The organism is Myxococcus eversor (genome assembly GCF_010894455.1).
GTDB lineage: Bacteria > Myxococcota > Myxococcia > Myxococcales > Myxococcaceae > Myxococcus > Myxococcus eversor.
Map to the genome: position 1 here is coordinate 15,923 of NZ_JAAIXY010000005.1, position 23,567 is coordinate 39,489.

Genomic DNA, 23,567 nt, shown 5'->3' on the forward strand with positions numbered 1-23,567 from the left:
AGGTTGGACTATCCTCGTCAGACGTCTGAGGTACTGTCGGCCTGTCAAGATTTCGTCCCGGCCACGGAGGAGTCCCGGTGGCCGAGGAGGGGAGCTGCGAGTGCGGTGGTTGCTTCCAGACGTGGTCGAGGAGGAGGTCGGGTTGCTCGCTGGGGAGCTGTCGCTCCATCCGCTCGCGGCCAGGGTGCTGCTGCACCGCGGTTACCGGACGCCTGAGTCCGCCTCCGCGTTCCTGTCGGACCGACTGGCGGACCTGCCGGACCCCTTCCGGATGAAGGGCATGGCGGCGGGCGTGGAGCGGCTGGTGCGTGCCCTGCACCGGCGCGAGAAGGTGACGCTGTACGGCGACTACGACGTGGACGGGGTGTGCTCCACGTCGCTGATGTTCCTGTTCCTGAAGGAGCTGGGCGTTCCGCCGGCCACGTACATCCCCCACCGCCTGGACGAGGGCTACGGCCTCAACATGTCCGCGGTGGAGCGCATCGCCGCGGACGGCACGCGGGTGCTGGTGACGTTGGACTGCGGCATCACCTCCGTGGCGGAGATCACCCGCGCGAAGGAGCTGGGGCTGGACGTCATCGTGGTGGACCACCACACGGTGCCGCCCACGCTGCCTCCCGCCGTCGCGGTGCTCAACCCGCATCAGCCCGGCTGCGAGTACCCCACGAAAGCCCTGTGCGCCGCGGGCGTGGCCTTCAACCTCTGCATGGGCCTGCGCAAGCGGCTCCGCGATGACGGCTTCTTCGCCACCCGCAAGGAGCCCAACCTCCGCGCCATGATGGACCTGGTGGCCATGGCCACCGTCGCGGACGTGGTGCCGCTCACCGGCGCCAACCGCATCCTCGTGACGCATGGCCTCCAGGAGCTGACGGCCGCCCGTCGCCCGGGCGTGCGCGCGCTGAAGGAAGCGGCGGGGATGGACGCGGACACCCCCATCACCGCGGGCCAGGTGGGCTTCCGCCTGGGGCCTCGCATCAACGCCGCCGGACGGCTGCATGACGCGTCGCTGGGTCTCCAACTGCTCTGCTCGGAGACGCTGGAGTCGGCGCGCTCACTGGCCTCGGTGTTGGACCGGGCCAACGCGGAGCGGCAGGGAATCGAGAGCGGCATCCTCACGCAGGCGCTGGCCCAGGCCGAGGAGCACAAGGACGCGCGCGGCTTCGTGCTCTACGACGAGGGCTGGCACCCGGGCGTCATCGGCATCGTCGCCTCGCGCGTGGTGGAGCGCTACCACCGGCCCACCGTCATGGTGGGCGTGAAGGACGGAGTGGGGAAGGGCTCGGCGCGGAGCATCGAGGCCTTCCACCTCTACGACGCGCTCAGCGGATGTTCGGAGCTGCTCACCAAGTTCGGCGGCCACAAGCACGCCGCGGGCCTCACCATCGACGCGGACAGGCTGCCCGCGCTGCGCGAGGCCTTCGAGAAGATCGCCTGGCAGCGCCTCACCCCCGAGGACCTCATCCCCCGCTGCCGCGTGGACGCGGTGGTGAGCGCCCGGGAGCTGGATGCGACGGCCGTGGAGGCCCTCCAGCGCCTGGGGCCCTTCGGCCAGGGCAATCCGGAGCCGGTGCTGGTGCTGCGTCACCAGGTGGCCCGCTCGCGCGTGCTGCCGGCCAAGGCGGCGGGCAGCAGCGGACACCTCAAGCTGGCCCTGGCGGATGCGCCGGAGCTGGATGCCATCGGCTTCGGCATGGCGGACCGCGTGCGGATGGCGGATGGGCCGGTGGACCTGGCCTTCCAGGCGGGCTTCGACACCTTCCGAGGTCAGCGAAAGCTGTCGCTGCGCCTCAAGGACGTGCGCGTCGCCGCGTAGTGTGTGAAGCCAAGGACCCGCGGAAGCTCCTCCGCGGGCCCTGTGTGTGACGGCCGTCAGCTCAGGCCAGTCCCCAGCGCACCCGGCCCGGCGTCATCAACGCGCCCACTCGCGCCAGCTCGTTGAGTCGGAAGCGCTCGGCCTGCCGCTCGAAGGCATGGCGGCACCGTTCCGAGCAGAAGAAGTACCGGCGCTTCTTGTACTCGGACGACGGCTGGCTCTCGAGCGTCTCGAGCTGCTTGCCGCATACCGGGTCCCAATGCTTGCCCTGTCCCTGCTGCCCCTGCCCCTGCACGTCCTTCATGCCTCGCCTCCCCGCCCTGGGGCCCCACGCCCATTCCCGACGGTGGCTACAAGCAGGGCATATGCCAACCCCCAACTCCCCGGAATGCCGAGGAGCGGGGGGCCGCACGAAGGGTTGGAGGCGGAAAAACTTCCACCCGTTCACGCTCCTCGAGGGGAGCGTGAGGTCGGGAAGTGTTCTTCAGAAGGTGGCGCCGACGCTGCCGCCCAGGAAGAAGTCGTTCATGTAGCCCCGGCGGTAGCCCATGGCCTCCAGGCGGAAGGAGAGCCGGAAGTTGCCGTTGCGGGACAATTGAGGACGCCCTCGGAGGCCCACGCCGTACTGGAAGAGGGGCTTGAGGCCGTTCACCTTCGTCTCGTTGGCGTCCACGGTGATGGAGGTCGTCTGGTAGGCGACGCCGCCACCCACCTGGCCGAAGAAGCCGAAGTCGGACTTGCCGAACTTGAACTCGTAGGCCGGGGCGATGGTGAAGTAGTGGTGGCTGGTGCTGCCGCGGATGAAGTCGGTGCCGTCGCTGCTGTTGCCGTACGTCCAGCGCAGGTCCGCCCAGAGGTTCTCGCGAAAGGGCTCGAGGTCGAACGTGCGGCCGAACTCCCACGTGGTGCGCACGCCCAGGCCCAGCACGGTGTCGGCGAAGCGGCCTCGGGGGCTCTCCAGGAGGAGCGCTCCGGCGAGGAGCTCCACGCCCACGCCCATGTTGGGGTCGTCCAGGCCGGCGAGCTCCTTGAAGTCGCCTTCCTCGCCCTCCTGCTCTGAAGCGTTCCGGAACTCGTCTGCCTGGTCCACGTTGCGACGGCGGCGCTCGGCGGCCTCCTCCTCTTCAATCTGCTCCTGGCTGGGGCCCGGCTCGTCCTCGGGATAGGCGTACGGGTCGTCGTCATCCTGCGCGAAGGCGGGGGTCGCCACGAGCAAGCCGCCCATGAGGCAGCGGGTGAGCCAGTTCTTCACGGGGGCGGTCCTCATCAGTCGACGCTCAGTCGGGGGCAGGTGGTGCCGCCAGCGGCGCTGGGCGGGCAGAGGTTGGGATTGGTGGTGCCCACGAGCAAATCCCGGGGAATCTGCAGGTGGTCCATCAGCTCGTTGCAGACGGCTTCCTTCAGCCGCAGGTCCGTGATGTGGCTGATGATGGCGCTCGACGCCACGGCCAGGTCGAACTTCGTCTGGTCGGCGAGGTACTGCTGGGTGAGCTGGAGCAGGCCGGGCGTGGTCGTCGAGGAGTCGCTGTAGGCGGTGACGATGGAGCGCAGCAGGATGTCTCGCTGCCCGGTGGCCTCGCCGGCCTGGTACAGCGCGCTGGCGAGCAGCGTGCCCACCCGGTACTCCTTGCCGGTGAACTGATCCAGGCTGTCGCCCCGGATGCTGTCGCGCAGGGACGCGTCCATGCAGCGGTCCGCCTTCGCCAGGTCCCGGTCGGCCGGAATGGAGCCGTAGTCGGGGCCCTCGAAGGACGTGGAGAGGAAGCGGGTGTCGCAGCCGTTCTTCGTGCGGCAGGTGGCGCCGTACGCGTGCAGGTCGGCCAGGCCCTCGTCGAAGGACTTGAGGATGTTGGCGCCCTGGCTGGGGCCACCCACGGCGGCCCACGTGCTGAGGGCCAGGGGGAAGGCCTGCCCGGCGTACACCTTCAGGTTGAAGATGCGGTGCGAGTACTCGTGGGTGATGACGCCCGCGTTGATGGCCAGCGGCGCGCGCTGGAGCTCATCGAAGGGCAGCACGAGGAAGGACTCCATCGCCGAGAAATACAGGGCGTTGTCCTTCAGCGCGTCGCGGCTGATGTCGGTGATGGTGAAGTCGGGGAAGTAGTACGTCTTGACGGGCTTCTTGAAGTCGGCCGTCGGGATGTTGGTGACGTCGTGGAAGTAATCGAAGGCGCGCTCGAGGTTGTAGTACGTCGTCACCATGTTCCAGGTGTGGAAGTCCGCCGGCCACAGGACGTCATCCTGGGAGATGTAGCTGGCGGTGACGTCGCGGCCCTCGCCCTTGATCAGCGCGTTGACGAAGGCCTCGGGCGTGGTGGCGTTGGCGAGGTCCTGGTCGTTGGAGTCGTAGACGATGCGCGCGCCGCCGTGCAGGTCGGCGACGCTGCCGCTGAGCCCGACGACGTCGGCGATCGTCTTGAGCTCGACCTCCTCGGGGACGTACTGCCCGTTGCTGGAGAGCACCAGTGCGCGAATCTTGACCGGGGCGCTCGTGTCGGGCGCACAGCCGGCGGCCAAGCCCAGCACGGCGGTGGTGGCGATGACTGTTCGGAGCATGGAGGCCGTTTTACCCCGGTCCGCTCAGAACGTGTATTCCCCCCCGAGCGTCACCAGGCCGGAACGGACCCTGGACGGGGCCTCCCCCGGGTCCATGGCCTCCAGGTGGTCCTCTTGGAGCGCCACGCTGGCCCATACCCTCAGTGGCGCCCCCAGCTTCACCGTCCAGCGGGTGCCCAGGAGGTGGGACCACCCCTCGCCCGCGACGTAGCGGGTGAAGGCGTAGGAGACCTGCCCCCGCACGTCCCGTCCGGGCTTCCAGGTGAGGGAGGGCCTGACGTCGAAGCGCGAGGGCGCGGTGGGGATGCCCGCGGTGGCGTTGGCGTCCGCCATGCGCCGGGCCAGCGCGGTACCCAAGTCCTTGTTGACGCGGGCCTGGTAGCGGCGCAGGACGCGGCGCGTCTCCACGGCGTTCTCGACGCGGCGGACCAGCGCGGCCTGCTCCTCCTCGGTGAACTGGCCGGCGGACAGCGGGTCCTCGCTGTAGAGGGACAGGCTGCCCCGGGCGCCCAGCTCCCAGCGCGTGCCCAGGAGCAGCCGGACGCCCAGCCCGGGCCGCGCGGCCCAGAGGATGTCCTCGCGGGCGAAGCGCGTGGTGGTGCCCTGGGCGTTGGTGACGAGCAGCTCCCGGCTCAGCGGGTGGCGGGTGAGGGAGACGCTCGCGTCCACGCCCAGCTCCACGTCGGAGAAGCCCGCCGAGTCATAGGCGAGCGCCACGAGCGCGCCCTGGCTGGCGTAGCCGGTGCTCGCGTCCGCCGCGGGGAGGCGGCGGGCGGGGCGCTCGGGGACGAGTTCGACGGTGGTGTCCTTGGGCAGGCTCGCGCTGATGATGCCGGACAGGAGCCAGTGGTCGCCCAGCACCTGGTCCGCGCCCAGGCTGAGCTGGTGGGTGAGGGCGGTGCCCGCTTCGGGGCGGGCTCCCGTGTAGCCCAGCGTGAGGAACGTGGCGCCGTCGCGCAGCTCCACGTCACCCAGGACGCTCCAGGCGCGGAAGTCCTTGCCGACGGTGGTCTCCACGCTGACGGTGGTGTCTCCGGACTCGGCGCGGGCTGGTGGCGCGGTGAGCAGGGTGGCCACCAGCCCCAGCAGGACGCCTGCCTGGCGAGGCAGGGCCCAGGGCCCGGGCTTGCGCGTGCTTGGCTCCCCCTTCATGAGCAGGTCAACACGGCGGGCGGCGAGAAGTCGCGCGCGGGTCCGAGGAACGTCAGGACGCGCGTGGAGAGTCGACCGTTTGAGAGCAGTCAGCACGGCGCGGACTCCTTGACGCATCGTTTCCACGGTCTCTATGGTGCCGCGCCTTTTCCTTCTACGAACCACGCAGGCGGTCTCCATGGCGGTCCCGTTCATCTCCGAGGTCAAGCGTACCCACACGTGCGGTCAGCTCACCGCGACCAATGTTGGCGAAGAGGTCGTCCTCTTCGGCTGGGTGCACAATCGTCGAGACCACGGCGGCGCGGTCTTCATCGACCTCCGGGACAGGGATGGGTTGACGCAGGTGGTGTTCGAGCCGGACCACGCGGAAGCGCATGGGCTGGCGGGCAGTCTTCGGTTGGAGTTCTGCATCGGCGTGCGCGGCAAGGTCGTGTCGCGTGGCAAGAACGTGAACCCGAAGATGAAGACCGGGGAGATCGAGATCAAGGCGACGGATCTCACCATCTTCAATCGCTCCGAGCCAACCCCGTTCCCCATCGAGGACTCGATTGACACCTCGGAGGAGAAGCGACTGGCGCACCGCTACCTGGACCTGCGCCGGGCGCCGCTCCAGAAGTCGCTGATGACGCGCTCGAAGATGCACTCGCTGACGCGCGCGTACATGGTGGACCACGGCTTCCTGGACCTGGAGACGCCGTTCATGGGCAAGTACACGCCCGGTGGCGCGCGCAACTTCCTGGTCCCCAGCCGGATGAACGCGGGCAAGTTCTACGCGCTGGCGGAGAGCCCGCAGCTCTACAAGCAGCTCTTCATGGTGGCGGGCTTCGACCGGTACTTCCAGATCGTGAAGTGCTTCCGTGACGAGGACCTGCGCGTGGACCGGCAGCCGGAGTTCACGCAGATCGACGTGGAGATGAGCTTCGTCAGCCAGGACGACATCTTCACCATCATCGAGGGGCTCATCAAGAAGCTGTGGGGCGAGGTGCTCGGCATCGACGTGCCCACGCCCTTCGCGCGGATGGACTTCTACGAGTCCATGGCGAAGTACGGCAACGACAAGCCGGACCTGCGCTTCGGGCTGGAGCACACGGTGCTCACGGACCTGATTCGCGAGCACGGTGAAGCCGGCGGCGTGCCGATGATGTTCGAGGCGGTGCAGAACAAGGGCATCGTCAAGGCGATGGTCGTCCCCGCGGAGAAGGCGATGAGCCGCGCGGAGAGCGACAAGCTGGAGGAGTTCGCCAAGCAGGCCGGTGCGAAGGGCCTGGCGCGCGCGAAGGTGGGCGAGGGTGGCGAGTGGACGCAGTCGCCGCTGTCCAAGACGATTACCCCGGCGCTGCGCGCGGCCATCAACCAGGCCGTGGGCGCGAAGACGGGCGACCTCCTCCTGTTCCAGTTCGGCAAGGAGTCGCTGGTCCACACGGTGATGGCGAACCTGCGCGTGCATGTCGCCAAGAAGCTGGGGCTGATTCCGGAGTACGGCAGCGGCGGCCAGTGGAAGTTCCTGTGGGTGGTGAACCCGCCGCTGTTCGAGCACGACGAGGATTCCAACACCTGGGTGGCGGCGCACCACGCCTTCACACGTCCGCATGACGAGGACGTGCCGTTCCTGCTCACCGACCCGGGCCGGGTGAAGTGCCACCGTTACGACGTGGTGCTCAACGGCTTCGAGATTGGCGGCGGCTCCATCCGCCTGCATGACCCGAAGGTCCAGGCGGAGGTCTTCAAGGCGCTGGGCATCGGCGAGGAGGAGGCGCAGGCGAAGTTCGGCTTCCTGCTGGACGCGCTCAAGTTCGGCGCGCCTCCGCACGGTGGTATTGCGTTGGGCATGGATCGGCTCGCCTTCCTGCTGACCGGCGCCGAGTCCCTGCGCGACGTGATTCCGTTCCCCAAGACGAAGACGGGCACGGACCTGATGACGGGCGCGCCCGGCGACGTGGACGACAAGCAGCTTCGCGAGCTGCATGTCCGTCCGGTGCCGCCCCCGCAGAAGTAGTCAGACGATGGAGGCGAGGGGCTCCGGCCCCCCCTCCAGTGTCTCGCGCAGTCGATGCAGGCCCTTCTCCAGCGAGGCGCGGGTGCGTGGTGCTCCCAGGCACACGCGCACCGCCGCTGGAGCGGTGGCCGGGCCCACGGTGAACAGCTCGGCGGGAATGACGAGCACGCCGCGCCGCCGGGCCTGGGAGGTGAACGCCTCCGCGCGCCAGGGCGAGGGAAGCTTGAGCCACAGGTGGTACGTGGTGGCTCGGCCCTGACGTGGCAGCAGGTCCCCGAGCACGTCCTTCGCCAGCTCCAGTCGCTCGTGTGCTTCGCGGCGACGGCGCACCACCAGCTCATCGGCGGTGCCGTCACATACCCAGCGCGCGGTGATGTCGGCCGTGAGCGCGGGTGTCATTCGCGCGGCCAGGGCGGCTTCCTCCGCGAGTCGCTCGGTGCTCGGTCCTCCGGGTGCCGCGAGGTAGCCGATGCGCAGCCCTGGGGCTAGCAGCTTGGAGACACCCGCGATGAACCAGCCGGACTCCGGCAGGAGCGTGCAGAGCGGTGGTGGTCGCTTGTCGAGGAGGAGGCCGTACGCGTCGTCCTCCACCACGGCGAGGCCGTGTCTGCGGGCCACCGTGGCGATGCGGCGCCGGCGTTCCTCGGGCATGACGGCGCCGGTGGGGTTCTGGAGGTTGGGCAGGCAGAAGAGGACCTTCGCGCCGGTGCGGCACGCGGTCTCCAGGGCGTCCGGGAGGAGGCCTTGCTCGTCCATGGCCACGCCGTGCAGCCGCAGGTGGAGCCGGTTCGCGAGCACCTTGAGGCCGGGGTAGGTGAGTGACTCGCAGAGCACCGTGTCGCCAGGGCGCGTAAGGGTGCTGAGGGCGACTTCCATCGCGTGCTGTCCGCCGGAGCAGACCATGATTCGCGAGGGCTCGACGTCCAGGCCGAAGCGGGACATCCACTCGGCGCCAGCCTCGCGGTGCTCCGGGTGTCCCGCGTGAGGTTGATAGTCGAGCAGCGCCGAGAGGTGAGTGGAGCGTTGCAGGGCCTCCAGTGACTTCTTGAGCGCGGAGCCGGCGGGGTCTCCCGCGGGTGAGGCCGGCCAGTTGAGGCCCAGGTCGATGAGGGTGTCGTCGTCTGTGTCCTGAGCGGGCTGTGGGAACTGGCGCGGGGTGTCCCGGTGGCGCACGAAGGTGCCTCGACCGACTTCGCCGCCAATGAGGCCTCGACGCTCTGCTTCGGCGTAGGCACGCGTGACGGTGCCCACGGTGACGCCCACCTTCTCCGCGAGCTCACGGTGCGTGGGCAGGCGGGTTCCGGCGGCGAGGCGGCCCTCCTCGATGTCCGCGCCGAGCGCATCCGCGAGGATTCGATACAGCGGCCCCTCTCGGCCCCGGAGATTGGGCGTCCAGATTGTCATGGTGACAATGCATACAGTTGCCGGGCGTGTTCGCGCAATGTATCGACTGTGTCGATTCTTGGGCTGGATTGTGTCGGTACACTCGAAGGACGGTGCGGGCTTCGGCCTGGCGCCGTGGATGGGAGAGGCACGCCATGCAGGTGACCATCGTCGACGCTTTCACGCAGACCGCTGGGGCGGGCAATCGCGCGGGTGTGGTGCTGGACGCGGGGGGCCTGGGGGGGGAGGCCATGCAGCGCATCGCGGCCGCGGTGGGCGCATCGGAGACGGCGTTCGTCATCTCGGGCCCCACGTCGCAGGGCGTGCGGCTGCGCTACTTCACGCCGACGAGCGAGATTGATTTCTGCGGCCACGCCACGGTGGCGACGTTCCATCTGCTGGCCGAGCGCGGGCTCGTGCCTCGGGCGGGGCCGCTCAAGCTGGAGTGCGCGGCGGGGGTGCTCGACGTGGAGATGGAGGCGGTGGACGCGCGCCGGAGCCGGGCGTGGATTGTGACGCCTCGGCATCCGTGGCTGGAGACGCCGGTGCCGCTGGAGCAGGTGCTCGCGCTCGTGGGTGGGACGGTGGACATGGTGGATGACTCGTTGCCCGTGCGGCGCAATGCGCACCGGGTGATGGTGCCGTTCCGCAGGAGGGAAGACGTGTGGGCGCTGGCCCCGCGTTCGAGCGCGCTGGACACGCTGTTACGGCCGCATGGCCTGAGCGGCGCGTACTTCTTCTCGCGCGAGACGTTGGAGGAGGGCAGCGTGGCGCACTCGCGATACTTCGTGCCCGGCATGGGTGTGCCGGAAGACCCCGCGACGGGCTCGGCGGCCGGGCCGCTCGGCATGTACCTGGCGATGCACGGCGTGCTGCCGCTGCCCGCCGAGGGCGGCACGGTGCGCGCTCGCATCGAGCAGGGCGATGCCATGGGCAAACCGGGGCGCATCGAGGTGGAGGTCACTGGACGCGCCAGGCAGCCCGAGCAGGCTCGCATCGGCGGAGCGGCGGTGACGGTCCTCGACGGCACGCTGCACGTGTAGCGGAGCGGCCCGACCCTGTTCCAGGACGCCGGTCGTCGACGGACCTTGCTCGCTCCACACGGACGCTCCGCCGTGTGCAGTGCTCACTGAGAGGCCTCGTCCGCAAACCGAGTCCCGAGCCGTCCGCGACGCATGCGATTCCTTGCCTACCCCTATGTTGGTCCCGAGGAGATACGCCGCCGTTCCTCGGATGCCCTGGCTGGTACTCCGGTCAGCTCCCTAAGGGACGTCCGGGATTGGCTTGCCGCCAACCCCGATGCACTCGTCGAGGGTGCGACGTATGTGGTCGACTTGCGCGGAAGCTTGCGCCTCGCGCCTCGGAGGTCCGAGCATGTCGCGTGCGCTAGCGGTGAAGAGGTCCTCGCCGCTGGCGAGATTCGCTTCCGCGACGATTCGCCCCAGCCCTCGGTTGTCGAGGTGACGAACCTCTCCACTGGCTACTGCCCTGATGTGACCTGTTGGGCTGCCGTGGAGGGGGCCTTGAATCGGGCGGGCCTGAGGCCTCCGTCGGGCTTCACCACCAAGATGCTGTTCCGGCGGTGTACGGCGTGTGGCCAGGTCACCCTGGTGAAGGACGGATGGTTCGTCTGCGTCTTCTGCGATGCAGACCTCTCTTCCTCGTGGAACGTCGGGGCCCGCCGTGAGGTGGGCGATTGAACCCGGCCTTGGGTCCCTGAAGGCACATTCCAGAGAGGCGGCCAGTCGTGGGGGGCTGGCTGGAGCCGGGCCTCACTGTGCGGTGCGTCAGCCGTATGCCGGGTGGCGGGGGACCTGGACGACCCTGGGGGTGCGTCGCGAAGTGGAGTACCGCGCCACAACCGCGTAAACAGGGGCGTTACAGGGAGGGGTAGGTGCCGATGAAGACGTTCCTCGTGGTCAATCCGCGCAGCGCCAATGGCCAGACCGGGAAGCGCTGGGTCGAGATTGCCGCGCAGGTGGGGAAGGTGCTCGGTGAGTTCGGGCACGGCTTCACCCAGGGCGGGATGGATGCCGCGCGCATCGCCCGCGAGGCGATTGACCAGGGCTATGAGTGCATCGTCGCGGTCGGCGGCGACGGGACGCTCAACGAAGTCACCAACGGCTTCTTCCGCGACGGCAAGGCCATCAACCCGAACGCCGTCCTTGGCCTCATTCCTCGCGGCACCGGTGGCGACTTCCGCCGCACCTTCGGCTGGGGGCTCGACCTGGAGTCCTCCCTGGAGCGGCTCCGCTCGGACACCACCGAGCCCTTCGACGTGGGCCGGCTCGACTTCATCGACAACGATGGCAACCCCGCGACGCGCTACTTCGCCAACATCGCCTCGTTCGGCGTGAGCGCGGTGGTGGCTCGCGAGGTGAACAGCGGCAGCAAGGCCCTCGGCGGTAACTTCAGCTTCGTCTGGGGCACGCTCAAGGGCCTGGTGAAGTACACCGAGCGCAAGGTGCGGCTGTCCACGGATGATGGGCCCGCGGAGACGCTCGACATCACCGCCGTCGCCGTGGCCAACGGCCGCTACTTCGGCAGCGGCATGTTCGTCGCCCCCGAGGCGATTACCCACGATGGCGTGTTCGACATCACCATCTGGTCCGGCTACGGCCTGAGCGACTTCCTCCTCAAGTCCAAGGGCGTCTACAACGGCTCGCACGTCACCTGGAAAGGCACGCGCCGCCTGCGCTGCCAGAAGGTCCACGCGGAGTCGGTGGATGGCCAGGAGGTCTACCTGGACGTCGATGGAGAGACGCCGGGCCGACTGCCTGCCACGTTCACGCTCCTGCCCGCCGCCATCCGCATCAAGGTGTAGGCCGCGCGGGCGTGCGACTGATGCGCATGCTCCCGACGTCCCGCGAGCCTGAGGCCCAGGTCCGCGAGCGCTCCACGACCTGTATCGCGGCCGGGAGATTGCCCAGGCGCTCGGCACGGCGGAGGGCACGGTGAAGAACCAGACCTCCAGCATCCTGTCGAAGCTCGGTGTCCGGGACAGGACTCGAGCGGTGCTCCGGGCGATGGAGCTCGGCTGTCTGTAGGCCGTACATCCCTCTTGGGCAGTCCCCGGGTTCTGGGGCAACCTCCTGCATCATGTGGCGTCCGGCGTTATGCCTGCTGGACGCGCGGCACCGCGTTCCGGTGTCCGTAGGACACAGGAGAGATGCCCGATGGCCCAGCAGCGCGGACCCTCCCAGCTCGACCTCTTCACGGGCGCGCCCGTCGAGCCGCCCACGCGGAGCCGGAGCAGGACCCAGCCGGTAGCCCCCGCGCCGGTGCCGGAGCCCCTCGCCGACCTGGGCCGGGAGCTGCCGACGGGTGTCTACCTGGGCACCTCGTCGTGGACGTTCCCCGGCTGGTCCGGCCTCGTCTATGACCACGAGGCCGCCGCGTCGCAGCTCGCGCGTGAGGGCCTGTCCGCGTACGCGCGCCACCCCGTGCTGCGCACCGTGGGCATCGACCGGACGTTCTACGGCCCCATCAACGCCGAGGCCTTCGCCGAGTACGCCGAGCAGGTGCCCGCGGACTTCCGCTTCCTGGTGAAGGCGCATGAGGCCTGCACCCTGGCGCGCTTCCCCGTGCACGAGCGCTACGGCGCGCACCGGGGACAGCTCAACGAGCGGTTCCTGAACGCGGCCTACGCGGAGGAGTACGTGGTGCGCCCCTTCGTCGACGGCCTGGGCGACAAGGGCGGTCCGCTCGTCTTCCAATTTCCACCGCAGGACCCGCAAGTCCTGGGCGGCACCGCGCGCTTCGTGGAGCGGCTGCACGCGTTCCTCGCCGCGCTCCCCAAGGGCCCCCTGTACGCGGTGGAGGTGCGCAACGAGGAGCTGCTGACGGAGGGCTTCGCGCAGGCGCTGGCGGACGTGGGGGCATGTCCGGTGCTCGCGGTATGGGCCCACATGCCCTCCATGGGGATTCAGGCGAAGCGCACGCGGGCGCTGGACGCACGGGCCCTGGTGGTGCGGTGGATGCTGCCGCCGAACCTGGGCTACGAGGAGGCTCGCGCTCGCTACGCGCCCTTCAACCGGCTGGTGGACGAGGACGTGCCCACCCGCGACTTGCTGGCCCGCGCGTGTCTGGCCGCCCTGCGCCGCGAGCGCCCCGTCTTCGTCACCATCAACAACAAGGCCGAGGGCAGCGCGCCACTGTCCGCCATCAAACTGGCGGAACGTATCGTCACGAGCAGGGCGACGGAGGGGGACCAGCGGAGCGTCGCGTCATGAACGCCCCTTGCGCCCATGCACAACACTTGCTTACTTGAGGGGGCATGAAGTCTGTCCTCATCGCCGCACTGCTGGTTCAAATGACGACAGCCGGAGGCGCGGGCGCGCGCGATGAACGTGCGAACGAGCACGTCACTGCGACGGAGGATTGGAACAAGCACCTCTCCGCGCTGAAGCAGGAGGTCGACTCGGTGTCGGACCAGTTCCGGGCGGCCCGAGAGCGGCGGCGGTTGGAGGCGGAGCAGAAGAAGCGCGAGTCGGGGGAATGGACGAATGAGCCCACGGCGCCTGCCGCCTCTCCCACCAAGCGAGCCATCGCTCCCGCCGGAGGGGCCGGAACCCCCGCCCGCTGACGATGAAGTCTTCGAGCTGCCCATCGACGGCACCCTCGACCTGCATCTCTTCCATCCTCGCGAGGTGAAGCCCCTCGTCATCGAGTACCTCTGGGCCTGTCGCCAGAAGGGGTTGCTCGACGTGCGGGTCATCCACGGCAAGGGCACGGGCGCGCTGCGTCGCACGGTGCAGGCCCTGCTGCCCACGCTGGAGGAGGTGGAGTCGTTCCGCCCCGCCTCCGAGTTCGATGGAGGCTGGGGCGCGACGTGGGTGCGGCTCAAGCCGCTGCCGCCTCAGGACAGCCAGAAGTAGGCGGAGGCGATGAGCGAGCGCTTCTCGTTCACCTTGGCCTTGTTCGCGAGCTCCGCGAGCTGCCGGTCCTTGGCGGCGTAGCGCTTCTCCTCCTCGTTGCGCAGCGAGGACAGCTTGCGGCGGTACTCGCGCTCCATCCGGTCCGAGTTCGCCCGCGCCTTCGCGCGCTCCGCGATGTCTTCCACGGACGACACCTGCTTGCGCGCGTCGATCCACTGCTGCCGGGCCGACTCGACGGCTTCGCGCGACTCCATCAGGCAGTCCTCGACGTAGCGGTCCGCGCGCTCCTTGGCCTTGTCCAGCTCCAGGGCATTGCGGCGCTCGGCGGCGCGGACGATTTCGTCCTTCGCCGTCACCAGCGACTGCTCCTGCATGAGCTGCACGGACACGGGCGCGGGCTGCCGGCGCTTCTCCTCCTTCGCGACCAGCTTCACGAAGTGCGCGCCGTCCTGGAGGGGCAGGGCGCGGAAGTTGCCCTCGCGGTCCTTCACCAGCACCAGGTGGACGAGCTTCTCCTCCGGCTTCAGGCCCGTCGTCTCGAACTTGTAGGCGAACCACCAGCCCTCGCTGCCGGCCAGGCGCGCCAGTCGTGAGGGAAGGCCCGCGGCGTCGAGCTGGAGGTAGCTGACGGCGTCCTGCTTGCGCTCCTTGACGGCGTAGGCGGCCTTGGCGATCTCCAGCCGGCCGGAGGTGCGGCTTCCGAGCACGGAGCTGGTGAGCGCGCGCGCCTCCTGCTGCCGCTTCGCGAGGGCCTCCTTCGTCTGCTCTCCCTGGCCCCGCAGGCGGCGGCGGACATCGCCGTCGAAGCGCTCCAGCACCACCGAGCGCATCTCCGTCATGCGCTGGCTGATGCGCCCCTCCATCTCCGAGCGCAGCTTGTCGAACGCCGCGTTGATGTCCTCCACCTTGCGGCAGCCCTGGTAGATGTCGAGGATGCGGCGCTCGAAGTCCACGCCGCTCTCCAGCGCGCCCAGGATTTCATCCGAAGCGCCGAAGACGCCGTCGAAGAGGTTGAGCTTCTTCTCCAGCAGCTCGAACAGGCGCGCGTCCGCCGCGTTCATCCGGTTGAGGAAGTTGATGACCAGCACGTCGCGCTGCTGGCCATACCGGTGGCAGCGGCCGATGCGCTGCTCCACGCGCTGCGGGTTCCAGGGCAAATCGTAGTTCACCACCAGGTTGCAGAACTGGAGGTTGAGGCCCTCGGCGCCGGCCTCGGTGCAGATGAGGATCTGCGTCTTGTTGCGGAAGTCGTCCACCAACGCGCGCCGGTCCTCCGGCGTGCCGGCGTCACCCGACAGCAGCGAAATCTTCCCCCGGTACCCGTGCTCCGACAGGAGGTTGAAGAGGTACTGCTGCGTGCGCTTGGACTCGGTGAAGATGAGCGCCTTCTCCGGCCACCCGTGCGCGCGCATCACCGTGAAGGTGCGGTCCAAGCCCCGCTTGAGGGCCTCGCCCTTGGCGTTGACCTTGATGGAGTCCGCCAGGTCCGCGTACTGCCGCAGCTCCCAGACCTCCTGCTCCAGGGCGCGCACGTTGGGCGCCTTGGCCGGGTCGTCGGACCACTCCTCGCCCTCCTCGACGAACTGCTTGGCCTCCTCGGGCTCGAACATCGCGAGCGCCTGCTGGCCCAGCTTCGCCGCCGCCAGTCGCTTCTCCAGGTTGTCCGACAGCCGCCGCAACGTCGGGGCGATGGCATACGTGGAGGACGCCAGGAGCTTGCGGTAGCACAGCGTCAGGAGCGTCTTCTTGCCGGGCTCGATCGCCGCGGCCTCCGAGCGCTGGAGGTACTCGCTGACCTTCTCGTAGAGGTCATGCTCCTCGGGCGAGGGCGTGAAGTCCTCCACGATGGAGCGGCGGTTGGTGTAGCGCACGTACTCGCGCACCTGACGGCGCAGCGTGCGTTGCACCACGGGCGCCAGGCGCTCCTTGAGCTCTCCGGCGGCGGCCTCGGACATGCCGCCGCCCTCGTCCACGCGGTAGCGGCTGCGGAAGGCGTGCTCGGGGCCCAGGATCTGCTCGTCCAGGAGCGACATCAGCCCGAACAGCTCCATCAAGTCGTTCTGGAGCGGGGTGGCGGTGAGCAGCAGCTTGGGTTTGCCCGCCAGGGACGCCTTGAGGGCCTGGCCCATCTTGTTGTTGGCCCGGTGCGCGTTGCGCAGGCGGTGGGCCTCGTCGATGACGACCAGGTCCCACGCGATTTCCGACGTCAGGTGCGCCTTGTTCGCCGCGAAGGGGTGCGAGCAGATGACGGGGAAGGGCTGGTCGAAGCAGTTGCCGGTGGCGCGCACGGTGCGCCCGTCCACCATCACGCTGTCCAGGTCGAACTTCTCCCGCAGCTCGCTGTTCCACTGCGCGCGCAGCGTGGCCGGCGCGAGGATGAGGATGCGCGTCTTCCCCTCGGCCATGAGCTGGGCGATGACGAGCCCCGCTTCGATGGTCTTCCCCAGGCCCACCTCGTCGCCCAGCATGCAGCCGCCGCGCGACAGCGAGTCGAGCGCGAACATGGCGCCCTCGACTTGATGCGGGTTGAGGTCGACCTTTGCTTCGGACAGGGCTCCCGCCAACCGTTGTTGCGTATCACCACTGCGTGCCAGCAGCTCTTCCGCCAGCAGGCGTTCGTGGAAGGGGGTCAGCGTCGTCCGGGGCGATGGCTCCGTGGCCTCCGCTCCTCGGGCGGCGATGGCCGCCGCGTCCGCCTCGACCTCCAACCTCAATCCCCTTGCGACCTCCGCCAAGACCGTCTCCATCCGCTCTGTTTCGGGGCGCCCACCGACACAGCGGGCGAGAGAGACGCGCCATTTTGTTGACGGAGGCTCCGGTGTAAAGGGGGTCGTCTCCGAGGCCGAATTCTAGGCCTCCGCGCGATTGGCATGCTTCTTCGCGAGCGACGCGCGCGTACTCCAGAAATGAGCGTCGCGCGAACTTTCCGCTGGACATCTTCGCGAGGCCTACAACAGCCCGCGCGACTTGACGTCCAGGTACACGTTGAGCGCGGCCGCGCCAAACCCCTGGGCCGGTGCGCGGACCACCAGCGCCCCCGCGTCGCGCAGGGTGCTGGCGGTGCGGCGGAACTCCGACTCCAGCCGCGTGGCGGCCTGTCGCGAGTACGCGTCCTGCGCCTCCACGGGCACGTCGATGGCCGCGTCGCGCACGTCCTCGTCCAGGAGCGACGCGACGACGGGGAGATGCCGGGGCCGCAGGGCCAGCGTGCGGGTGAGCAGCCCCGCCGAGGCATCCGGGTCCACCAGGTCCGTGAAGAGCACGACGAGGGTGCGTCGCGTCTGTCGGGCGAAGGCGAAGTCGTAGGCGCGGCCGTAGTCGCTCTCCTCCAGCGCGGCCTCGGCGCGGTAGAGCGACTCGGTGATGAGGCGCAGGTGCTCGTGGCCCTTGCGAGGCGGCAGGAAGGTGAGCACGTCGCTGGCGAAGGCCATGACTCCCACCACGTCTCCGGCGTCCAGGCCCACCCGCGCCAGGCGGAGCGCCGCGTCCACCGCGTGGTCCAGCTTGCGACGGCCCTGGACCTTGCCGGCCATGTGTCGCCCGCAGTCCAGGAGCAGCAACATGGGCTGGTGCCGCTCGGGCTGCCACGTGCGCACCAGGGTGTTGGCGTGGCGCGCGGAGGCCTTCCAGTCGATGTGGCGGTAGTCGTCGCCGGGGCGGTACTCACGCAGGGACTCGAACTCGCGTCCCTCCGCCGCGCGGCGGCGCAGCGTCCTCTCCGATGGTGCGTCCGAGGAGCGGGCCAGGGCCAGGGCCTCCCGAGAGAGCGCGGTGAGGTCCGGATAGATTTTCACCGACTGCGCCGCGGGCACGCGCACCTGTCGAGCGCAGAGTCCCAGCGGGCCGAGGAGCCGGAGGTGGAGGTCGCCGAAGCTCGCATCTCCTCGGGACGGAGGGGTGACGAAGTACGTCAGCCGGGAGCGCGTGAGGGGCGCGCCGCTCAGGGCTGGCAGCACGAGGGACTGGTGGTGGCCGGTGCTGGCGACGACCTGGGGCGGCTCGTCGCGGACCTCCAGGCGCAGCGGCGCGGGGCCCGTGTCCACTTGCTCGAAGGCCAGGTGCACGGCGTTGCGGGTGCCCGAGGAGAGGATGGGCTCCACCTCGCGTGCCACCTTCACGTCTTCCACCCGGGGCGCGCGGAGGAAGTCCACGGCGCAGAGGGCGAGCACCGCCACGTCCAGGGCCAGCGCCAGCCAGCCGAACGCGGGGCTGGCCACCGTCAGCGAGGAGGGGAGGAGTCCCACCGCGAGCAGTGCGACGGCGAGGCCGGTGGGGACGGGACGGCCCACGCTCACCGGGGGACCCGGACCCGCTCGAGCGTCTGCTTCAGCACGTCATCCGTGGTGACGCCTTCCACCTCGGCCTCGGCCTTGAGGAGCAGGCGGTGGTTGAGCACGCTGCCCGCCGCGCCCTTCACGTCGTCAGGGGTGACGAAGTCATTGCCCATCAGCGCGGCGCGGGCCTTGGACGCGGCCAGGAGCGCCTGCGCGGCGCGGGGGCTCGCGCCCAGTCTCACGCGGGGATTGGCGCGGGTGTCCCGCACCACGGCGACGACGTACTGGAGGATGGAGTCGTCGCAGGTGACGCGGGCCGCGCGGGCCTGCAGCTCCATGAGCGTGGGCGCGTCCAGCACGCGGTCCACGGAGGGCGGCCGTCCCTCGCGCTGGTGGAAGGCGCGCAGCATGGTCGTCTCGGAGTCGGAGTCCGGATAGCCCACGCGGATGCGCATCAGGAAGCGGTCCAACTGGGCCTCGGGCAGGGGATAGGTGCCCTCCAGCTCCAGCGGGTTCTGCGTGGCGACGACGAAGAAGTGCGGCGGCAGCGGGTGGGTGACGCCGTCGATGGTGACCTGGCGCTCCTCCATGGCCTCCAGCAGCGCGGCCTGGGCCTTGGGCGGGGTGCGGTTGATTTCGTCCGCGACGAGGACCTCGGTGAAGATGGGGCCCTTCACCAGGCGGAAGGCGTTGTCCTGGGGCTGGAAGATGTTGGTGCCGAGGATGTCCGCCGGCATCAGGTCCGGGGTGAACTGGATGCGCGTGAAGAGCAGCCCCAGGGCTCCAGCCATGCTGCGCGCGGTGAGCGTCTTCGCCACGCCGGGCACGCCTTCCAGGAGGACGTGGCCGCGCGCCAGGAAGGCGGTCACCAGGTCGGCGAGCACACGCGGCTGGCCGAAGACGGTGCCGGCGAGCGCGGCGGTGAGGCGGGCGAGGGGAGTGGCGTCGGACATGGTGGCGGGGAACGGTAGACCGCCGTCGAGTCGCGCGGCACCACTTTCGTGGCGCGCGCGCCGTGTCGTCAGTCGTTCTTGCTCTTGAGGCCGAGGAACGCGCCGATGAGCGCGGCCACCGCGCCCAGCAGGCCGATGAAGACGCCGAAGCTGGGTGAGGAGTTCATCATCTCCGCGTTGCCGATGGGCGTGGGCACCAGCGTCGTGTCCGACGACACCTTGATGAAGACGATGCACCAGATGAGGCACACGAAGGTGGTGAACAGCTGCGCCATCCACGGCACCACGGGATTGAGGTTGGGGAACGAGCTGCGCACCCGGACGCCGATGGCCACCATCACCATCAGCGAGAGCACGAATGCGCCGAAGCCCGTGCTCATCAATCCCAGGGCGTCACCGTCCGCCGCCGTCTCCTTCCAGGGCGTGAAGCACGAGAGGACGACCAGGCCCGAGCCGTAGAAGGCAATCTTGTCGCCTGCGCTCATCGCGCCCATCAAATCCCTGGCGTCCTGCATGAGCTCTTCGGGGTCGACGATGGGGTTGCCGCCCTCCTCGTCGTCGCGACCCCTGCGCGCCCAGGGGTCGGAACCCGTGGCGACCGGAGCGGGAGCGGGAGCAGGCGCGGGAGCGGTGCGCTTGGGGGCCGTGGCTGCCGCGGCGCGAGTCGCGGGCGCGGGGCGGCTGGGGCGCTGAGGCGCGCCTCGGGCGATGTCCTGCACGCTCTTGACGTTGGTGGCGTCCGCGCTGGCCGGCGCGGCGGGCCTGGCTCCGGACTTGCCCGCGGGCCGAGGACGCGCGGGCTTGGGAGGAGGGGGGCGAGGGTCTTCGCTCGCGCCCGTGGATTCCTCATCGTTGTCGGCAGGTGGCTCCGAGGAGAGGAACGAGCTGTCGATGATGTAATCGCAGACGGAACAGATGGATGCGTCGGCGGCTACCTGCGAGCCGCAGCCAGGGCAGTTCAGGACCAGCGCTCCTGCTGAGAGATGCGAGCCGCCATCTTCGGAGCCCGGGGCCGCGCGTGTCAAACTGCCTGCGGCCTAACCCCTGGATTTTCGCGGGAAATTGGCCTAGGCCCCAGCGCATGAGCCGCCCGAGCCTCGTCCGACTCCCCAGCGTCTGTCTGGCCCTCCTCGTCCTCGTCACAGGCTGTGTCCGCGCCGTGCCGGGCCCCGACGCGGACCCGCCCGACGCGGAGGTGATGGCCCGAATCCGCGATTGGGAGGACCGGCGCTCGCTGGGCGAAGGGCAGTTGGTGGCGCTGGTCACCAGTGCTCCGGATCCGCGTATCCGGGCGAGGGCCCTGCGCGCGCTGGCTCGCATCCAGGACATGGCCACGGTGAACGCGGTCGTCGCTGGACTGAAGGACTCGGAGGCCTTGGTCCGAGGTGAGGCCGCCTTCGCGGCGGGCGAGCTGGCGCTCTCCTGGGAGCCGCTCACGGAGACCGAGCGGGCGAGCCTGGCGACGCCCTTGCTGGCGGCCGAAGAGGACGAGCGCGACGCGGCGGTGCGTGCCGCGCAGCTCGACTCCCTGGGCCGGCTGGCGACGGCGGATACGCTGGCGAGACTCGTCCAGCGGCTCCAGGGCGAGGACGTCGAGACGGCTGGGCGAGCGGCGCTGGCGCTGGGCGTGGCGGCGCGACGCGGTGGTGCCGCGGTGGTGAAGGACGTGTCCCTGGCGCCCGCGCAGGCGCTGATGGCGGCGGGGCGGCCGGTGTCGGCCCGTTATGGCGGCGCGTATCTGCTGGCCACGGCGAAGCGCGCGGAGAGCCTGCCCACGCTGCGCGCGTGTCTGTCGGATGAGGACGCGGACGTGCGCGGCCTGTGTGTGAAGGCCTTCGGTGACGTGGGTGGACCGGAGGACGCGGTGGTGCTGGGCCGGATGCTGGACGACACGGTGCCTCGCGTGGCGGCGGAAGCGGCGCGCTCGCTGGCGAAGCTCGCGGCCACGTGTGGCGGGCCTTGCGCGCCGCTGGATGCCCTCGAGGCCTTGGTGCCCCGAGCGAAGCGCGTGGCTCGGGGAATGGAGACGCCGATGCCCACGGGCGCGGCGCCGCGCGTGGAGACGCTGGCGCGCTCCGCGGATGGGCACCCGTTGCTGGCCCTGGCGCAGCAGGGGTTGCCGGAGTTCGGCGCGCCGTTGCTCGTGTCGCTCCGTCTCGCGCTGGCGGACGCGGAGCGGGGCGCGGCGTCGGATGTGGCGCGCTCGGACCTGGGGTGGCTCGACTGCCGGCTGGCGGCGGCGTTGGACCGTCAGCGCGGCATGGTGGCGGACACGATGAACTGTGGCTTCGGCCGGGTGTCAGAAGAGCGTCGACTGGCCTTGGGCCTGCGCGAGGCGGCGCTCTCTCCGAAGAAGACACCCGCCGACTTCGCGGTGGGCTACCTGCGCCACCCGTCGGCGCGCGTGCGGCTCACGGCGATGGAGGTCCTCGCCGAGCGCCCCGTGCCTCGTGCGGCGACGGCCGTGGCGCCGCTCCTGCGCGGTGAGGACCTGGTGGTGGCCGGCGCGGCCGCCGCGACGCTGGGGAAGCTGAAGGCCCCGGGTGCACAGCCGGAGTTGGAGGCGCTGGCCGACCGCGTCCCCTCCGAGCCGGACCTCGCGGACCCCGTGGCGAGCGCGCTCGTCGCGCTCCAGCTTCCTGGCACCGAGGCGCGCATGAAGCAGTGGTTGACGCTTCCTCACGCCAACGTGCGCCGCGTGGCCGCCGAGGCCCTCACCCAGCTCACCGGCCAGCCCGTGCGCTCCGCGCGCGTGGAGCTTCCGCCGTACGCCTTCCGTCCGGAGCCCGCGCCCAGGGGGGCCGCGCTGGTGCTGCGCACGGAGAAGGGCGACATCACCGTGCGGCTCGACGCGGACGACGCGCCGCTCACGTCGGGCAATCTCTACGCCCTGGCGCGCAAGGGCTACTTCAACGGCATCACCTTCCACCGCGTGGTGCCGGACTTCGTCGCGCAGGGAGGAGACCCTCGCGGAGACGGGGAGGGCGGCCCGGGACACTCCATCCGCTGCGAGATGACCCGGCGACCCTACCTGCGCGGCGTGCTCGGCATGGCGCTGTCCGGGAAGGACACCGGCGGCAGCCAGTTCTTCTTCACCCACGCGCCGCAGCCGCACCTGGACGGCCGCTACGCGGCCTTTGGCGAGGTGGTGTCGGGGCTGGACGTGGTGGACGCGTTGCTGGAAGGCGACGTCATCCGGGAGGTCAGCGCGGTGACGCTGGCCCCGTGAGGTGACGTGTCAGGTGCCGCTGGCTCGCGTCAGCGGCGTCTGGGTGCCGAGCGGGTGGCTGCGCCAGCGCAGGTTCTCCTCTTCCTCCAGCGCCTCCACCTGGTTGCGGATGCGCTGCCACTCCGTCTCGGGGATGCGCAGGAAGGCGTCCGCGAGGTTCGGGTCGAACTGCGTGCCCGAGCAGCGGCTGATCTCATCCCGGGCGACGCTCATGGGACGGCCCTTGCGGTAGGGCCGGTCCGACGTAATCGCGTCCACCGTGTCGGCGATGCAGAAGATGCGCGCGCCGATGCAGATGTCCTCGGCGGCGAGCTGCTGCGGGTAGCCCTTGCCGTCCCAGCGCTCCTGGTGCTGGAGGACGATGAGCGCCGCCTCGTGCAGGTACGGCATCTTCCCCATCATCCGGTAGCCGAACTCCGGGTGCTTGCGCATCTCCACCCATTCATCCGGCGTCAGCGGGCCAGGCTTGAGCAGGATGGAGTCGCGCACGCCAATCTTGCCGATGTCGTGCAGCAGCGCGCCTTGCTCCACCACGTCCAGCGCGGCCCCGGCCAGTCCCACTTCCTCCGCCAGCCGGCGCGAGTAGAGCGCCACGCGACGCGAGTGCCATTGCGTCTCCGTGTCGCGGTAGTCCAGCGCGCTGATGAGCCCGTCCAACAGGCCCGTGGTGCGCTCCACCACCCGGCGCTCCAGGTCCTGGTTGATGGCCACCAGCTCCGCGTTCTTCTCCGCCACCTCGCGCGTCAGCCGCTCGTTGGACTCCACCAGCCGGTAGTGCTCCACCGCCTGCCGCACGCTGCTCGTCAGCTCGCTGAGCGACCAGGGCTTGCCGAGCAGCCGGAACACCTCACCGCGGTTCACCGCCTCGGACGCGGTGCGGAAGTCCGCCGCCGCCGTCAGCATCAGCCGCACGGCCTTCGGGTTCTTCTCCCGGAGTACGCTCAGCAGCTCGATGCCGTTGAGGTACGGCATCATGAAGTCCGTCAGCACGACGCTGAAGCCCACCTCGCGAGCGGCCAGGGCCGGGTCGCTGTAGGTGATGACGTCATAGCCTTCCGTCTGGAGGATCCGTGAGAGCGCGGCGAGGATGAGCACGTCGTCATCCACCACGAGGATGCGGTCCATGTTGGAGGATCTCCGGGAGGTCGCGGGCCTGTCATTCTTTATACACGCCTTGCCTTGCGCCCAAACAGGGGCCCCCTTGCGTTTTGCGCTCGCAAGCCCCGGAAATCCTTGGAGGTTCTTGCTAGCGGCAAGAGTGGTAGAACCAAGTGATGCTTGCCTGCTCGCCAAGGTGTGATTTATGGTGCGCGGCAAGGCTGCGTATCAACGCT

General features: G+C 69.7%; 19 protein-coding genes. 9 read left to right on the forward strand and 10 right to left on the reverse strand.

The features are described 5' to 3' along the window. Positions 1-100: 100 nt before the first annotated feature. The gene (recJ, locus tag G4D83_RS11545; RefSeq protein WP_163864782.1) at positions 101-1,813 is read left to right on the forward strand and encodes a single-stranded-DNA-specific exonuclease RecJ; all 1,713 of its coding nucleotides are present in this window, start codon (positions 101-103) and stop codon (positions 1,811-1,813) included. A 61-nt stretch (positions 1,814-1,874) separates the two neighbouring features. Here recJ and G4D83_RS11550 read toward each other — a convergent pair whose 3' ends face one another. The 4 genes from G4D83_RS11550 to G4D83_RS11565 form a co-directional block, all read right to left on the reverse strand. Beyond that, complete coding sequence (locus G4D83_RS11550; protein WP_163864783.1) at positions 1,875-2,117, reverse strand: YHS domain-containing protein; 243 nt, start codon at positions 2,115-2,117, stop codon at positions 1,875-1,877. A gap of 180 nt (positions 2,118-2,297) precedes the next feature. Beyond that, a complete protein-coding gene (locus G4D83_RS11555; RefSeq protein ID WP_240356280.1) occupies positions 2,298-3,065 on the reverse strand; it encodes a hypothetical protein in 768 nt (255 codons plus the stop codon). Positions 3,066-3,079: 14 nt separating this feature from the next. Continuing rightward, entirely contained in the window at positions 3,080-4,369 is a 1,290-nt protein-coding gene (locus tag G4D83_RS11560; RefSeq protein WP_163864785.1) for a hypothetical protein, read from the reverse strand. Positions 4,370-4,393: 24 nt separating this feature from the next. Next, positions 4,394-5,521 carry a hypothetical protein gene (locus G4D83_RS11565; RefSeq protein WP_163864786.1) on the reverse strand — a complete coding sequence of 376 codons (1,128 nt, stop codon included), beginning with the start codon at positions 5,519-5,521 and terminating at the stop codon, positions 4,394-4,396. A gap of 178 nt (positions 5,522-5,699) precedes the next feature. On the opposite strand from G4D83_RS11565, the gene aspS reads away from it, so the two are divergent. Continuing rightward, positions 5,700-7,517 (forward strand): aspartate--tRNA ligase, encoded by a 1,818-nt coding sequence (aspS, locus tag G4D83_RS11570; RefSeq protein ID WP_163864787.1) that lies wholly within the window; start codon positions 5,700-5,702, stop codon positions 7,515-7,517. On the opposite strand, the gene ehuR is transcribed toward aspS, so the two are convergent. After that, positions 7,518-8,921, reverse strand: a complete 1,404-nt coding sequence (gene ehuR / locus G4D83_RS11575; protein ID WP_163864788.1) for a MocR-like ectoine utilization transcription factor EhuR — start codon at positions 8,919-8,921, stop codon at positions 7,518-7,520. It lies immediately after the preceding gene. A gap of 134 nt (positions 8,922-9,055) precedes the next feature. On the opposite strand from ehuR, the gene G4D83_RS11580 reads away from it, so the two are divergent. The 6 genes from G4D83_RS11580 (at position 9,056) to G4D83_RS11605 (ending at position 13,777) form a co-directional block, all read left to right on the forward strand. Next, complete coding sequence (locus tag G4D83_RS11580) at positions 9,056-9,943, forward strand: PhzF family phenazine biosynthesis protein (RefSeq protein ID WP_163864789.1); 888 nt, start codon at positions 9,056-9,058, stop codon at positions 9,941-9,943. An 857-nt stretch (positions 9,944-10,800) separates the two neighbouring features. Further along, positions 10,801-11,724, forward strand: coding sequence for a diacylglycerol/lipid kinase family protein (locus G4D83_RS11585; RefSeq protein ID WP_163864790.1), 924 nt, complete (start codon positions 10,801-10,803; stop codon positions 11,722-11,724). Between the two features lie 97 nt (positions 11,725-11,821). After that, the gene (locus G4D83_RS11590; protein ID WP_275902366.1) at positions 11,822-11,947 is read left to right on the forward strand and encodes a LuxR C-terminal-related transcriptional regulator; all 126 of its coding nucleotides are present in this window, start codon (positions 11,822-11,824) and stop codon (positions 11,945-11,947) included. 129 nt (positions 11,948-12,076) lie between these two features. Next, the gene (locus tag G4D83_RS11595) at positions 12,077-13,132 is read left to right on the forward strand and encodes a DUF72 domain-containing protein (protein ID WP_163864791.1); all 1,056 of its coding nucleotides are present in this window, start codon (positions 12,077-12,079) and stop codon (positions 13,130-13,132) included. A gap of 44 nt (positions 13,133-13,176) precedes the next feature. Next, positions 13,177-13,485 carry a hypothetical protein gene (locus G4D83_RS11600; protein WP_163864792.1) on the forward strand — a complete coding sequence of 103 codons (309 nt, stop codon included), beginning with the start codon at positions 13,177-13,179 and terminating at the stop codon, positions 13,483-13,485. Further along, a complete protein-coding gene (locus G4D83_RS11605; RefSeq protein ID WP_163864793.1) occupies positions 13,406-13,777 on the forward strand; it encodes a Smr/MutS family protein in 372 nt (123 codons plus the stop codon). The genes G4D83_RS11600 and G4D83_RS11605 overlap by 80 nt, the downstream gene beginning before the upstream one ends. Here the strand turns inward: G4D83_RS11605 and G4D83_RS11610 are convergent. From G4D83_RS11610 to G4D83_RS11625, 4 genes are all read right to left on the reverse strand, one after another. Beyond that, positions 13,759-16,524 (reverse strand): SNF2-related protein, encoded by a 2,766-nt coding sequence (locus tag G4D83_RS11610; protein WP_163864794.1) that lies wholly within the window; start codon positions 16,522-16,524, stop codon positions 13,759-13,761. The genes G4D83_RS11605 and G4D83_RS11610 overlap by 19 nt on opposite strands. Before the next feature lie 201 nt (positions 16,525-16,725). Next, positions 16,726-18,072, reverse strand: a complete 1,347-nt coding sequence (locus tag G4D83_RS11615; protein ID WP_163864795.1) for a DUF58 domain-containing protein — start codon at positions 18,070-18,072, stop codon at positions 16,726-16,728. Then, on the reverse strand, positions 18,069-19,004 hold the full coding sequence (locus G4D83_RS11620) for an AAA family ATPase (RefSeq protein ID WP_163864796.1): 936 nt from the start codon (positions 19,002-19,004) through the stop codon (positions 18,069-18,071). Before G4D83_RS11620 ends, G4D83_RS11615 begins: the two co-directional genes overlap by 4 nt. Positions 19,005-19,072: 68 nt before the next feature. Then, positions 19,073-20,029 (reverse strand): hypothetical protein, encoded by a 957-nt coding sequence (locus G4D83_RS11625; RefSeq protein ID WP_163864797.1) that lies wholly within the window; start codon positions 20,027-20,029, stop codon positions 19,073-19,075. 56 nt (positions 20,030-20,085) lie between these two features. On the opposite strand from G4D83_RS11625, the gene G4D83_RS11630 reads away from it, so the two are divergent. Further along, positions 20,086-22,233: a peptidylprolyl isomerase gene (locus G4D83_RS11630; RefSeq protein ID WP_163864798.1), complete on the forward strand. Its 2,148-nt coding sequence runs from the start codon at positions 20,086-20,088 to the stop codon at positions 22,231-22,233. A 9-nt stretch (positions 22,234-22,242) separates the two neighbouring features. Here G4D83_RS11630 and G4D83_RS11635 read toward each other — a convergent pair whose 3' ends face one another. Continuing rightward, positions 22,243-23,358, reverse strand: coding sequence for an HD domain-containing phosphohydrolase (locus G4D83_RS11635; RefSeq protein WP_163864799.1), 1,116 nt, complete (start codon positions 23,356-23,358; stop codon positions 22,243-22,245). Positions 23,359-23,567 lie beyond the last annotated feature (209 nt).

Bases quoted from the DNA above. Each gene is read 5' to 3' on its own strand.
- aspS (WP_163864787.1), top strand. From the start codon at position 5,700: ATGGCGGTCCCGTTCATCTCCGAGGTCAAGCGTACCCACACGTGCGGT.
- G4D83_RS11635 (WP_163864799.1), bottom strand. From the start codon at position 23,358: ATGGACCGCATCCTCGTGGTGGATGACGACGTGCTCATCCTCGCCGCG.
- G4D83_RS11585 (WP_163864790.1), top strand. From the start codon at position 10,801: ATGAAGACGTTCCTCGTGGTCAATCCGCGCAGCGCCAATGGCCAGACC.
- G4D83_RS11595 (WP_163864791.1), top strand. From the start codon at position 12,077: ATGGCCCAGCAGCGCGGACCCTCCCAGCTCGACCTCTTCACGGGCGCG.
- G4D83_RS11550 (WP_163864783.1), bottom strand. From the start codon at position 2,117: ATGAAGGACGTGCAGGGGCAGGGGCAGCAGGGACAGGGCAAGCATTGG.
- G4D83_RS11600 (WP_163864792.1), top strand. From the start codon at position 13,177: ATGAAGTCTGTCCTCATCGCCGCACTGCTGGTTCAAATGACGACAGCC.
- G4D83_RS11565 (WP_163864786.1), bottom strand. From the start codon at position 5,521: ATGAAGGGGGAGCCAAGCACGCGCAAGCCCGGGCCCTGGGCCCTGCCT.
- G4D83_RS11610 (WP_163864794.1), bottom strand. From the start codon at position 16,524: ATGGAGACGGTCTTGGCGGAGGTCGCAAGGGGATTGAGGTTGGAGGTC.
- G4D83_RS11605 (WP_163864793.1), top strand. From the start codon at position 13,406: ATGAGCCCACGGCGCCTGCCGCCTCTCCCACCAAGCGAGCCATCGCTC.
- G4D83_RS11620 (WP_163864796.1), bottom strand. From the start codon at position 19,004: ATGTCCGACGCCACTCCCCTCGCCCGCCTCACCGCCGCGCTCGCCGGC.
- ehuR (WP_163864788.1), bottom strand. From the start codon at position 8,921: ATGACAATCTGGACGCCCAATCTCCGGGGCCGAGAGGGGCCGCTGTAT.
- G4D83_RS11580 (WP_163864789.1), top strand. From the start codon at position 9,056: ATGCAGGTGACCATCGTCGACGCTTTCACGCAGACCGCTGGGGCGGGC.
- G4D83_RS11630 (WP_163864798.1), top strand. From the start codon at position 20,086: ATGAGCCGCCCGAGCCTCGTCCGACTCCCCAGCGTCTGTCTGGCCCTC.
- G4D83_RS11560 (WP_163864785.1), bottom strand. From the start codon at position 4,369: ATGCTCCGAACAGTCATCGCCACCACCGCCGTGCTGGGCTTGGCCGCC.